The following is a 13,350-nucleotide window of genomic DNA, read 5'->3' as shown; positions in this document are numbered from 1 at the left end:
CCGCCTCCTACCCCGGGAACACCACCACACGATGACGCACACGTCCGCCCCCACGCCCTCGTCCGCCCCGCGCTTCGGAGTCAACTACACCCCGTCTCGCGACTGGTTCCACCACTGGCTCGACTTCGACCTTGACGCGGTGCGCACCGACCTCGACTCCATCGCCTCCCTCGGCCTCGACCACATCCGCGTCTTCCCGCTGTGGCCCCTCTTCCAGCCCAACCGCGCCCTCGTGCGGCCCCGCGCGCTCGAACAGCTGGTGCGGCTCGTCGACGCCGCGGGTGAGCGCGGCCTCGACGTCAACGTCGACGGGCTGCAAGGCCATCTGTCCAGCTTCGACTTCCTGCCCGCGTGGACCGGCACCTGGCACCGCCGCAACCTCTTCACCGACCCGGACGTCGTCGAGGGCGAGGCCACCTACCTGCGCGCCCTCGCCGCCGCCCTCGCGGACCGGCCCAACTTCCTCGGCATGACGGTGGGCAACGAGATCAACCAGTTCTCCGGCGACCCGCACCCCGACCCCGACCGCATCACCCAGGACCAGGCTGGACAGTGGCTGCGGCGCATGCTGGAAGCCTGCCGTGCCGGCGCCCCCGACAAGTGGCACCTGCACGCCGAGTACGACGCGGCCTGGTACCTGGACGGGCACCCCTTCACCCCCGCGCACGCCGCCCGCCTCGGCGCGGCGACCGCCGTCCACTCGTGGGTCTTCAACGGCACCGCGCAGCGGCACGGCCACGCGGGGGTGGCCACCGAACACCACGCCGCCTATCTGATCGAGCTGTCCAAGGCGTGGGCCGACGACCCGCACAGGTCCGTGTGGCTCCAGGAGGTGGGAGCGCCCGCACCGCACATCCCCGCCGAGCACGCCGCCGCCTTCACCCGCGCCACCGTCGACGCGGCACTCGACTGCGCCGACGTGTGGGGCGTCACCTGGTGGTGCTCCCACGACGTCCCCCGCGGCCTCGCCGACTTCCCCGAACTCGAGTACTCCCTCGGCCTGTTCACCGAGGACCAGCGGCCCAAACCCGCGGCCCGCGCACTGGCCGAGGCCGTAGGGGAGCACAAAGCGGCCCCGCGCCCGCCCGCCCCCCGCACCACGGCGCTCGTCCTGGACGCGCATCCCGAGGGACCGGAAGGGAAGCATCCCGAGGGGCCACGAGGGAGCGGCGACGCGGACGGAGCCCGGCCCGGCAGGTCCGTGTGCGCACCCGGCGGCGCCTTCTTCGAGGCGTTCGCCCGGCTGACCGCCGCGGGGATGCGTCCCGCCGTGGTGCTGGCCGAACGGTCCCGCGACACCGCACACCTGACCGCCCGCGGCATCACCGACCTGGTCACCGTCGAGCAGGCCGCCGCACAGACCATCGAGGAGCAGACATGAGGCGCCGCACCGTCCTGGGCTCGGCCACGACGGCCGCCGCCGCCCTCCTCGGCCCGCTCACCGTGCCCGCCTCCGGTCGTGCCGCCTCCGGGAGCGCCGCCGCCCGCGCCGCCTCCGGGAGTGGCGGAGCCGGGCAGCCCCACGCCTCCTACTGGTTCCCCGACTCACTCCCCTCGGGCTCACCCGGCGAGGGCGTCGTGTGGCGGAGCCTGAAGGACTGGCGCCCCGAGGAGGACGCGGACCTGCCCTTCAACAAGGCGTCCGTCCCACTGGCCCGGCGCTTCACGCCCGTCGCCGCCAACACCTCGGCCAGGGCGGAACAGGCCCGCATCAGCGCCCTGGTCGCCTTCGACCACACGGCCGGCAACCCGGCGCAGGGCGGCGACAGCGCCGACTACTACGCCTTCACCCAGTGGGCGTACCTGGACGAGCTGGTCTTTTGGGGAGGCTCGGCGGGGGAGGGGCTGATCCTCGCGCCCAACGCCCCGGTCGTGGACGCCGCACACCGCAACGGTGTGCCCGTCCTCGGCACCGTCTTCCTGCCGCCCGTCGGCCACGGTGGAAGGCTGCGCTGGACCCGCGACCTCGTGCGGCGGGACGCATCGGGCGGCTACCCACTGGCGGACCGGCTGGCCGAGGTGGCCGTGGCCCACGGTTTCGACGGCTGGTTCGTCAACGCCGAGACCGAGGGCGGCGACGCCGCACTCGCCGGGCACATGCACGGCTTCCTGCGTCGGATGCGAGCCCTCTGCAACCACCACGGCCTGCGTCTCACCTGGTACGACGCGCTCACCCGTGAGGGCGAGGTGGGATGGCAGGGCGCGCTGAACGAGGCCAACCGCGACTTCTTCCACGACGCGCGGGGCAAGGTCGGCGACGCGATGTTCCTCGACTTCAGGTGGACCCCGGACAGCCTGGACTCCTCCGGCCGGTTCGCCGAGGACCTCGGCCGTGACCGCTACGCGCTCCAGGCGGGTGTCGACGTCGAGCAGGAGGGCTGGAACACCGACGTCGACTGGGAGGCCATCGTCCCCACCGACGGGCCCCACACCGTCAGCTACGGCTTCTACCGGCCCGAGTGGACCCTCACCCACCTTGCGGAGAAGGAGCGCACCCCCGAGGGCTTCCACGCCGCCGACGACCGGTTGTGGACCGGCAGGTCGCTCGACCCCACACTGCCGGGCCATCCGGGCGATGACTGGCGGGCACCGGCGGCCGTGGTCGCCGACCGCTCCACCATCGACGCCGTCCCCTTCGCCACCACCTTCAACACCGGCTACGGACTGCGGTGGTACGAGGAGGGCCGGGTGACCTCCGACGCGCAGTGGAACCACCTCGGACTTCAAGACCGGCTGCCCGCCCGGCGCTGGGCAGTGACCACCGAAGGCACCCGCCCGCAGGTCTCCTTCGACTTCGCCGACGCCTGGCACGGCGGCAGCAGCCTGCTGGTCGCCGGCAGGCTCGACGCACCCGTGACGATCGAGCTGTACTCCACCCGGCTGCCCGTCGGCCCGCACACCACCGTCTCGCTCACCCACCGCGCAGCGGAAGGCCCGGCGGGCGTCAGCGTCGAACTGGCCGTCGCCCTCGGGGAACCCGACCGCCCGGGCGCGCCGGTACCCTTCACCTACCTGCCCGCGGGCACCGCCAGGCCAGACGGGGCGGGCTGGGTCACCGCGACCGTACGCCTCGGTCGCCACCTGCCCGTACCCGGCCCCCGCACCGTCAGGACGCTGGGCGTACGCGTCACCCCCGTCGACGGGCCACCCGGCGGCACCGTCCCCGCGACCAGCTGGCGGCTGGGCGCTCTCGCCGTGCGCGACGGGCATCAGGCGCCTGACGCACCGCCCCGCGCGCTGCGCGTCACCGAGGCGGCACCGGACGGCGACGGCACCACCGCGCTGCGCCTGGCCTGGCAGCCCGCCCCGGGACAGGTACGCCACTACGCGCTGCACCGCCTGCTGCCCGACGGCACCCGGCGCTTCCTCGGCGCCACCTGCCAGCACGCCTTCTACGTACCCGGGCTGCGACCCGAACAGGGCGAGAAGGCCGCCCGCTTCACCCTGCACACCGTGGGGGAGCTGTACACCCACTCGTCTTCCTCCGCCTCCACCAGCCACCCTTGGTAAGCCCGACCGGAAACCCCTACGGAGAGCAGTACTCATGCACGACGACCGCGCACTGACCGAAGGCCGCCTCAAGCGGGTCCTCGACGAACGGATCCGCCCCGCCGTCCACTCCTCCTCCGTCCCGCTCCAGGTGACGGTCTGGCACGCGCCGGGCGAGCCGGTCCCGGTGGCCGAGGGGCTCGCGGCGCCGCACTCCCCGATCGCCGTGGGGGAAAAGTGGGGCGCGCCCTGGGGCACCAGCTGGTTCCGGGTGACCGGCAGCGTGCCGGCCGACTGGGCGGGCCGCACCGTCGAGGCCGTCCTCGACCTGGGCTTCGACGAAAACATGCCCGGCTTCCAGTGCGAGGGCCTGGTCTACCGCCCCGACGGCTCGCCGGTGAAGGGGCTCAACCCGCGCAACCAGTGGGTGCGCGTCACCGAGAGCGCTGCCGGTGGCGAGCCGGTCGACCTGCACATCGAGGCCGCCTCCAACCCGGTCATCCTCGACTACCATCCCTTCCTCCCCACCGACCTGGGTGACAAGGACACCGCCGGCAGCGAGCCCCAGTACCGGCTGGCCCGCATGGACCTGGCGGTCTTCGAGGAGGACGTCTGGAACCTGGTGATGGACCTGGAGGTGCTGGACGAACTGATGCGGGAGCTGCCCGCCGACGGCGCCCGGCGCTGGGAGATCCTGCGCGCCCTCGACCGCGCGCTGGACGCCCTCGACCTGCAAAACGTCCCCGGCACCGCAGCCGCGGCACGCGCCTGCCTCACCGACGCCCTCAGCGCCCCCGCCCGCGCCTCGGCGCACCGCATCACCGCCGTCGGCCACGCGCACATCGACTCCGCCTGGCTGTGGCCGCTGCGCGAGACGGTACGCAAGGTGGCCCGTACCACCTCCAACATGACGGCGCTGCTGGAGGACGAGCCGGACTTCGTCTACGCCATGTCGCAGGCTCAGCAGTACGCCTGGATCAAGGAGCACCGGCCCGAGGTCTACGCGAAGGTCAAGAAGGCCGTCGCCGAGGGCCGGTTCGTGCCAGCCGGCGGCATGTGGGTCGAGTCCGACACCAACATGCCGGGCTCCGAGGCGATGGCCCGCCAGTTCGTGCACGGGAAGCGGTTCTTCCTGGACGAGTTCGGCATCGAGAACGACGAGGCGTGGCTGCCCGACACCTTCGGGTTCGCCGCCGGACTTCCGCAGATCATCAAGGCGGCCGGCGCCAAGTGGCTGCTCACCCAGAAGATCTCCTGGAGCCAGATCAACTCCTTCCCGCACCACACGTTCAACTGGGAAGGCATCGACGGCACACGGATCTTCACCCACTTCCCGCCCGTGGACACCTACAACTGCTCCATGAAGGGCTCGGAGATCGCCCACGCGGCCCGCAACTTCAAGGACAAGGGCCGGGCCACCCGCTCGCTGGCGCCCACGGGGTGGGGCGACGGCGGGGGCGGCACCACGCGCGAGATGGTCGCCAAGGCCGCCCGTATGCGGAACCTGGAGGGCTCGGCGACCGTCGAGTGGGAGAGTCCCGCCGCCTTCTTCGCCAAGGCCGAGGCCGAGTACCCCGACCCGCCGGTGTGGGCGGGCGAGCTGTACCTGGAGCTGCACCGGGCCACCCTCACCAGCCAGGCCGGGACCAAGCAGGGCAACCGCCGCAGCGAACACCTGCTGCGCGAGGCCGAGCTGTGGTCCGCCACCGCCGCCGTGCGCGCGGGACACGCTTACCCGTACGACCAGCTCGACCGGCTCTGGAAGACGGTGCTGCTGCACCAGTTCCACGACATCCTGCCGGGCTCCTCCATCGCCTGGGTGCACCGGGAGGCGGAGGAGACCTACGCGCGGGTCGCCGCGGAACTGACCGGCATCATCGACGCCGCACAGCGGGCCCTCATGAGGGGCGGGGCAGGCGAGGGCACCCGTGTCGCCTTCAACGCCTCCCCGCACGCGCGCGGCGGTGTGCCCGCCGGCGGCGCGGCTGTGCTCACCGTCCCCGAGGGCACCGTGACCGCCACCGCCCGCGAAGGCGGCGGCTTCACCCTCGACAACGGGCTGCTCCGGGTGGAGATCGACGGGCGTGGACTCATCGTCTCCGCCTACGACCTGGCCGCCCGCAGGGAAGCCGTCGCCCCCGGGCAGGCCGCCAACCTCCTCCAGCTCCACCCCGACTTCCCGAACATGTGGGACGCCTGGGACGTGGACGCGTTCTACCGCAACACCGTCACCGACCTGACGGACGCCGACGAGGTCGCGCTGACCGAGGAGCCGGCGCGAGCCGGGCGGCCCGCCGCGGCCTCGGTGCGGGTCACCCGCTCTTTCGGCGCCTCATCCGCGACGCAGGTGCTCACCCTGGCGGCCGGGGCCAAGCGGCTCGACGTGGACACCGAGGTCGACTGGCACGAGACGGAGAAGTTCCTCAAGGCGGCTTTCCCCCTCGACCTGCACACCGACCGGTACGCCTCCGAGACCCAGTTCGGCCACTTCTACCGGCCCACCCACACCAACACCAGCTGGGACGCCGCCAAGTTCGAGGCATGCAACCACCGCTTCCTCCACCTGGAGGAGCCGGGCTGGGGCGCCGCGCTGGTGACCGACTCCACCTACGGGCACGACGTCACCCGCGGGGCGCGTGCCATGCGCGAGGACGCCTCGGCGGCGGGCGGGACCACCACGACCGTGCGCCTCTCGCTGCTGCGCGCGCCCCGGTTCCCCGACCCGCACACCGACCAGGGGGTGCACCGCTTCCGCTACGCCCTGCTCCCCGGCGCCGGAATCGGGGACGCGGTACGCGAGGGCTGGCACATCAACCTGCCGGTACGCGAGACCGAGGGAACGGCAGAAGTGGCCCCGCTGGCGGCCGTCGACAACGAGGCCGTGGTCCTCAGCGCGGTCAAGCTCGCCGATGACGCGAGCGGCGACGTGGTGGTGCGCTTCCACGAGGCGCACGGCGGGCGCGCACCGGTCCGCCTGACGCCCGGATTCGCCTTCGCGGGGGTGACGGCCTGCGATCTGCTGGAGCGGCCGCTGTCCGCCGGGCGCGAGGCGGTGACCACCACTAAGGACGGCTCGGTGGAACTGGCGCTCGGCCCCTTCGAGCTGGTGACCCTGCGCTTCTCCCAGGCGTAGCGGAAGCACCCCGCCCGGCACGGGAAATCCCCGGTCGCAGAATTGCGACCGGGGATTTCCATGAGCTACATTGGTTGTTTCTGTGTGTCCACAGAAAAAGGCCCCAATTCGGGGCCACCAATGGAACCAGCATAACGGGCAGGGAGCCGATTTGTCAAACCGGGAAAGCGTCGCATTGCGGAGCGAGCAGGAATACGTCGATCACCTTTACGCGCGTGTCGACACACTGCGCCGGTGGGCCGAGTCGGCGGTCGCCCAGGCGCAGGAGCCGGACGGCAACACCAAGCAGGGACGCGTCGAACGCGACGTGCGCCTGGCGGAACGCACGAGGTCGCTGACCGCGCTGAACTCCGTCGACGGCTCGCTGTGCTTCGGCCGTATCGACCTCGCGGGCGGCACCGCGCACCACATCGGCCGCATCGGCCTCCGCGAGGACGAGGAAAAGGACCCCGAGCGCACCCCGATCCTCATCGACTGGCGCGCGCCCGCGGCCCGCCCCTTCTACCTGGCCACCGGGCACACCCCCATGGGCCTGCGCCGCAGGCGCCACATCACCACGCAGGGCCGCACCGTCACCGAGCTGCACGACGAGGTCCTCGACCTGGGTGACACCGCACGCACCGGGCACGAGGACCCCAGCGGTGACACCGTCCTCCTCGCCTCCCTGAACGCCGCCCGCACCGGCCGCATGAGCGACATCGTGCGCACCATCCAGGCCGAGCAGGACCGCATCATCCGCGCACCGCACCGCGGCGTCCTCGTGGTGGAGGGCGGGCCCGGTACCGGAAAGACCGCCGTGGCGCTGCACCGGGCCGCGTTCCTCCTCTACGAGCAGCGCGAACTCCTCGCCAGGCGTGCCGTGCTGGTCGTCGGCCCGAACCCGGCGTTCCTCGCCTACATCGGTGAGGTGCTGCCGTCGCTCGGCGAGACGGGTGTGCTGCTGGCCACCCTCGGCGAGCTGTTCCCCGGCATCGAGGCGCGGGGCACGGACAGCGCTCGGGCCGCCGAGGTCAAGGGCCGCGCCGAGATGGCGGAGATCCTGCGGCTGGCCGTCCGCGACCGGCAGCGGGTACCCGAGCCGGGTGAGCCGATGATCATTCCGAACGACGACGGCGACCTGGTCCTCGACTGGCACCTCGCCGACGAGGCCCGCGAGGCCGCACGCGCCACCCTGCTCCCGCACAACCTGGCCCGGCCGCACTTCGCCTTCCGCGTCGTCGACGCGCTCACGGCACAGCTCGTCGAGCGCATCGGGACCGACCCCTACGGCGGCCCGAACCTCCTGGGCCCCGACGACATCGCCCAACTCGGCAAGACCATCGCCGCCAACCCCGACGTGCACGCGGCGATCGCCCAACTGTGGCCCGAGATCGGCCCGGTGGAGTTCGTCGCCGGCTACCTGTCGGAACCCACCCACCTCTGCGACGAGGACGCCGCCGCCGTCCGCAGACCCCACACCTCGCCCGCCGACTGGACCCCGGCGGACACACCGCTGCTGGACGAGGCCGCCGAACTCCTCGGCGAGGACGACAGCGCGCGGCAGGCCGCGGCGGAGGCCGAACGCCAGGAGCGCATCGAGTACGCGCAGGGCGTCCTGGAGGTCGCCCGCGGCTCCGAGTCGTTCGAGTTCGAGGACACCGAGTCGGAGGTCCTCGCCGCGCACGACATCATCGACGCGGAGCGCATGGCCGAGCGCCACGAGGAGGCCGACCACCGCACGGCGGCCGAACGCGCCGCCGCCGACCGCACCTGGGCCTTCGGACACGTCATCGTCGACGAGGCGCAGGAACTCTCCCCGATGGCGTGGCGGCTGCTGATGCGGCGCTGCCCCTCCCGTTCCATGACCCTTGTCGGCGACCCCACGCAGACCTCCGAGGAATCCGGTGTCGGCTCCTGGGAGGACATCCTCGATCCCTACGTCGGTGACCGCTGGGAGCACTCCCGGCTGGACGTCAACTACCGCACACCCAGCGAGGTGATGGAACTCGCCGCCGCCGTCGTGGCCGCCGAGCGGCCCGGATTCACGCCGCCCTCCTCGGTCCGCTCCGAGGGCACCCTGCCGTGGATCAGGCAGGTGTCCGGCGACCTGGCGGCGGCCGCTGCCGAGGCAGCGGCCGCCGAGACCCCGCAGGAGGGACGCCTCGCCGTCATCGCGCCCCGGCGACTGCACGATGATCTGGCCGCCCTCCTTCCGGGGGTCGTCGCGGGCGCCGACCCCGACCTGACCCGGCACCTCGTCCTGCTCACCCCACGCCAGGCCAAGGGCCTCGAATTCGACCAGGTCCTGGTCGTCGAGCCCGCCGAGTTCACCACGAGCGACCTCTACGTCGCTCTGACCCGCGCCACCCGGACACTCGGCATCCTGCACCGGTCCCCGCTGCCGGTGGGGTTGTCGGACGCAGTCGCGGCGGGCAGCGCGGAACGCCCCGGCTGACGTCTCAGGCCGGCGGCGCGGGTATCCGCCGGCCCCGCCCGTAATTCCCGGACGGGCCGGTCTCATTACGGCTGCCGGCCGCGTTCGGTTCAATCCGAGACGAGATCAAAGCGAATATCGGTCTGCCTCTTGACGATGGTCCATACCTTCGGACACGGTGCTTTTCCGTGACGTGAGAGCGCTCATCACCCCCCACCGAAGAGGAGCGCATGTCATGACGACGGCCACACGTGTGCCCACCGACGGGGCACCGGCTCCGGGGCGCCCGGGAGCGGCGGCACGGTCCGCGAGCCAGCGGTCCGCGAGCGCGCGACGTCACGCCGACCTGCCAGGCCGCGACGCGGACGGCACCCGCCGGCGCGGCCCGGCCCGGCAGGCAACCCGCCCCTACACCAGGTCCGACGGGTTACCGCCCGCCGGCCGGGTGACCGTCGCGAACACCGGAGGTTCGATCCCGTGTCCCCCTTCAGCCGACGCGTACTGCTGCGCAGCGCCGCAGCGACCGCACTCGCCGTCCCCGCGGGAGCGCTCATAGCCCAGCAGGCGAGCGCCGGCAGCCCTTCGCAGCCCAAGGCGGCCGGCCTGCCGCTGAAAATCGTCAACAACAGCGGTGCCTACGACAACGCCTCGATCCACCTCTACATCGTGGGCAACGACGGCACCAACCAGTGCTACGTCACGCCCGAGGGCGAGCTGCGGCAGGTCCAGCTCTCCGACAACGGTCCTGACGGCTACACCGACTACGCCATCTCGCTGTCCGGCAACGAGACGACCGTGCAGCTGCCCGAGATGTCCGGCCGGATCTACGTCTCCTGCGGCGAGAAGCTGAAGTTCAAGGCCGTCGGCTCCGAGCAGGGTGCGGCGCTGGCCTACCCCGCGGCCTGGGTCGAGTCCGACCCGAACTACCCCGTCGTGCACGACTGCGCCGAGTTCACCTACAAGGGCGGCGCCATGTACTGCAACACCACCATGGTGGACATGTTCAGCGTTCCGCTGGCCATCGGGCTCAAGGGCGCCTCCGACCAGACCACCGGCACGCTCAAGCCCGGCGCGCGGGCCGGCATCTTCGACCAGGTCAAGGGCGTCGAGGCGTTCTCCCGGCTCGTCATCGACGACAAGCGCGTCATCGCGCCAGGACACGGCATCGGCGCCGGCCTGTTCGCCGAGGACTACTTCGCGTCCTACATCGACGAGGTCTGGTCCGCCTACCAGGGCAAGGACCTGAAGGTCACCACCAACGCGGGCGACTTCACCGGCCGCGTGGCGGGCGACACGCTGTCCTTCACGGGACCGGCCTCCGTCTCGTTCTCCAAGCCGACCACCACGGACGTCCTCTTCTGTGACGGCGCCCTGGCCGCGCCCAACGACGGCACCACGGGACCGGTGGCCGCCATCCTGGGCGCCGCCTTCAACCGCACGACCCTGCTGTCGACGGCCGACCAGCCCACCACCGACCCGGCCGCCTTCTACCAGGGCGACCTCACCCACCACTACGCCAAGGCCATGCACGCCGCCACCGAGGACGGCAAGGCCTACGGTTTCGCCTTCGACGACGTGGGCGGCTTCGCTTCCTACATCGAGGACGGCGGGGTGAAGGAGATGACGCTCACCCTGACGCCCTTCGAGTGACCCGTCCCCCTTCCGGCCGGTCGGCCGGACGCCCTCCGGGCACGGGCGTGCACCGCACACGCCCGTGCCCGGAGCGGGTCGCTCAGAGCGCGCCGCGGGCCATGGCCAACAGCCGGTCCAGGACGGCGGGGTCGGTGCGGACGCCGTCGTGGGCGTGCGTGTTGGTGATCCACGGCCGCAGCCCGCGCACCAGCGAGGCCGTCCCGAGCGCCTGCTCACGGTCGACGAACATGTCGTCGTAGTAGACGGCGGCCGCGACGGGCACCTCGTTGGCCGCCAGCCGGTCCACGTCGTAAAGGGCCGGCCAGTCGGTGCGCCTGGCCAGCACCTCGGCGGTCTCACGCAGCGGTACGAGCGCGGGGTCCTCCTCGAACTGCCAGGGGTAGATCATCTCGCCGGTGAAGCGGAGCGGCCCGGCGCCGCCGTGCGCGATCCCCGTGGCGTCGAAGGCGGGGAACTCCTCCCGGATCCGGTGCGCCGACCACGCCGTCGGCCTGCCGCCCTGACCGTAGATCGGCTCGTGCAGCAGTGCGTAGAGGGGCCGTTCGGCGAAGGAGAGCACCGCGTCGGCGCCGCGCAGGAAGACATCCGACAGCTCGGGCCCCCGCGGGCCCGGTACGAACGCGCTCTCCAGCAGGTAGTGCAGGCTGTCGAACTTCGCGGCGGTGCCGAAGGTGATGCCCAGCATCTGGAAGCGGCGCACGCTCAGCCGTTCGCCCGAGGGCATGCGGACGTCGTTGCCGTCCAGGTGCGCGGCGACGGCGTCGGCCAGGGCCTGGTCGCCCGGGTAGCGCGCGAAGTACCGCTCGTTGTGCGCGAGGGTGCGGGCGTAGGCGGCGCGGTAGACGTCGTCGGCGTGCCCGGTGAGGGTGGGCAGCCCTCCGGTGATGAACACCTGGGACAGGCCCTCGGGAGCGAGGCTGAGGTAGCTCAGGGCGCAGAAGCCGCCGAAGCTCTGCCCGAGCACTGTCCAAGGCGGCGCGTCCCGCGGGTCCGAGCCGCCTTGAAGGTGGCCGCGCAGCGCCTCGGCGTCGCGGACGATGGAGTCCGCGCGAAAGTGCGCCAGGTAGGCGGCGGTCGCCTCGGCGTCGGGGAAGGCGGCGAGGGTGCGCCGGTCCGCGGGGGTGCTGCGTCCTGTGCCCCGCTGGTCCATGAGCACGACGCGGTAGTCCTGGAGGGCGCGCCGCAGCCACGCACCGGCGGCGTTGGGGCGCTCGGCGCGTCCGCCGGGCCCTCCCTGGAGCCACAGCAGCCGCGGCAGGTCTTCGTGTGCGCGGCCGGCCGCGGTGACCTCGCGGGCGAAGAGAGCCAGCGTCGGGCCGTCGGGATCGGTGTGGTCCAGGGGGACGTCGAGGGTGTGGTCGGTGCACACGAGGCCGTCGTGGCGGTAGGTGACCGGCGCGTGGGCGCGTGGGCCGGCAGGGGAGTTCATCGGGCGACTCCTGGGGAGATGGGGCGCACGGGGGGAGGGGACGGTGCCCTCCCCCCGTGCGGAACGACAGCGGGTACGCGGCGGTCAGTACCCCGCGACGCCGAGCTCTGCGCAGATGCGGACCAGCTCCGGGTGCACGTAGCGGCCGTCCTTCTCGATGGCTTCGCCGTCCAGGTAGATGGAGGGGCCCAGCACACTGCCGTCGGTGTGTGCGGCCGCGACCCAGGGATCGCCGCCGATCCAGGCGCCCTTGGTGCCGATGCCCAGCTCCACACAGCCGAAGACCCGCTCGTCCTCGACGATCCGGCCGGTGGGCGCCGGCACCCCGGGGTTGAAGCCCAGCGACCAGTGCGCGACGCGGAACATGTTCGGGTCGTCCCACGACTCCATCCAGCGGCGGAACGTCTCGGCGTCCTGCCCGCCCTCGATGGCCGTGACGACGCCGTTCTCGACGGTGCAGCGGACCGGGGAGCGCAGCAGCCCCAACTCGTCCGGCGGCCACAGCGCGCCGTCGAAGACCAGTGTGCCGTTCTGCGTCTCCTCCAGGGGGTTCCAGGAGATCTGCCCGGAGAGCATGACGGTCTCGCCCGGCTTCTCGGCGGGCTTGCCGCGCAGGTTGATCGGCCGCGTCCCGTTGCGCCCTGTGATGTCGGTGCCGTTCGCGGAGGTGATGCGCACCTCGTCGGCGTCCTCCAGCAGCTTCACCAGCGCCTTGCCGAGCCGTATCACACCGTCGAAGTCCGGGCGGCCCACGGTGGCGACGAGCATCTGCACGTCCATGGCGGTCAGATTGGTGTAGCGGCAGCCGTTCCTCATGGCGGCGCGGAAGGCGTCGGAGTGCATGAGGTAGGAGACGGCGAACTCGATCCACACGTCCGCGTCCGCGATGGCTCCGGCGACCGGTCGCGGCGGCTCCATGGAAGAGCCCGGCAGCGTCTCGTACCAGACGATGACAGGGTGCGCGCCGGCGGCGGCGACCGCGTGCGCTGTGGCGTCCACGACCCGCCGGTCACTGCTGGTGTCGCCCGTGAGCACCACGTGCTCGCCCGGCTTGACCAGCATGACCTGCTCGACCAGCTTGCGGGCGGCGAGGGCGAGTTCGAAGCCGAGGTACTCGGCGCGTGGTTCGAGACGGCTGTGCATTTCCATGGGGTTCTCCTCGTACTGCGTGCGTCGTGCGTCGGGCCGCGGTGCGCGGCGGCTCGTCCACGGCGGGGGCGGCCGGGCGCGCGG

At 72.3% G+C, this 13,350-nt stretch carries 7 protein-coding genes; 5 read left to right on the top strand and 2 right to left on the bottom strand.

Annotated elements, in window-relative coordinates:
• Positions 1-31: 31 nt before the first annotated feature.
• The 5 genes from DQ392_RS07885 to DQ392_RS07865 all read left to right on the top strand — a co-directional run bounded on the left by DQ392_RS07885 (position 32) and on the right by DQ392_RS07865 (position 10,685).
• Positions 32-1,381, top strand: coding sequence for a glycoside hydrolase 5 family protein (locus DQ392_RS07885; RefSeq protein WP_114014800.1), 1,350 nt, complete (start codon positions 32-34; stop codon positions 1,379-1,381).
• The gene (locus DQ392_RS07880) at positions 1,378-3,510 is read left to right on the top strand and encodes an endo-beta-N-acetylglucosaminidase (protein ID WP_114014799.1); all 2,133 of its coding nucleotides are present in this window, start codon (positions 1,378-1,380) and stop codon (positions 3,508-3,510) included. The genes DQ392_RS07885 and DQ392_RS07880 overlap by 4 nt, the downstream gene beginning before the upstream one ends.
• A 34-nt stretch (positions 3,511-3,544) precedes the next feature.
• The gene (locus DQ392_RS07875; RefSeq protein ID WP_114014798.1) at positions 3,545-6,622 is read left to right on the top strand and encodes an alpha-mannosidase; all 3,078 of its coding nucleotides are present in this window, start codon (positions 3,545-3,547) and stop codon (positions 6,620-6,622) included.
• 175 nt (positions 6,623-6,797) lie between these two features.
• Positions 6,798-9,056 carry a HelD family protein gene (locus DQ392_RS07870; protein WP_114014797.1) on the top strand — a complete coding sequence of 753 codons (2,259 nt, stop codon included), beginning with the start codon at positions 6,798-6,800 and terminating at the stop codon, positions 9,054-9,056.
• Between the two features lie 456 nt (positions 9,057-9,512).
• On the top strand, positions 9,513-10,685 hold the full coding sequence (locus tag DQ392_RS07865; RefSeq protein ID WP_114014796.1) for a beta-1,3-glucanase family protein: 1,173 nt from the start codon (positions 9,513-9,515) through the stop codon (positions 10,683-10,685).
• A gap of 82 nt (positions 10,686-10,767) precedes the next feature.
• On the opposite strand, the gene DQ392_RS07860 is transcribed toward DQ392_RS07865, so the two are convergent.
• Positions 10,768-12,117 carry an alpha/beta fold hydrolase gene (locus tag DQ392_RS07860; RefSeq protein WP_114014795.1) on the bottom strand — a complete coding sequence of 450 codons (1,350 nt, stop codon included), beginning with the start codon at positions 12,115-12,117 and terminating at the stop codon, positions 10,768-10,770.
• A gap of 84 nt (positions 12,118-12,201) precedes the next feature.
• The gene (locus DQ392_RS07855; RefSeq protein ID WP_114014794.1) at positions 12,202-13,266 is read right to left on the bottom strand and encodes a 2,5-dihydroxypyridine 5,6-dioxygenase NicX family protein; all 1,065 of its coding nucleotides are present in this window, start codon (positions 13,264-13,266) and stop codon (positions 12,202-12,204) included.
• Between the last annotated feature and the right edge of the window lie 84 nt (positions 13,267-13,350).

Source organism: Streptomyces reniochalinae (genome assembly GCF_003323735.1).
Lineage (GTDB): Bacteria > Actinomycetota > Actinomycetes > Streptomycetales > Streptomycetaceae > Streptomyces > Streptomyces reniochalinae.
The sequence above is the reverse complement of the archived record's forward strand: the minus strand, read 5'-3'. Positions and strand labels throughout refer to the sequence as shown.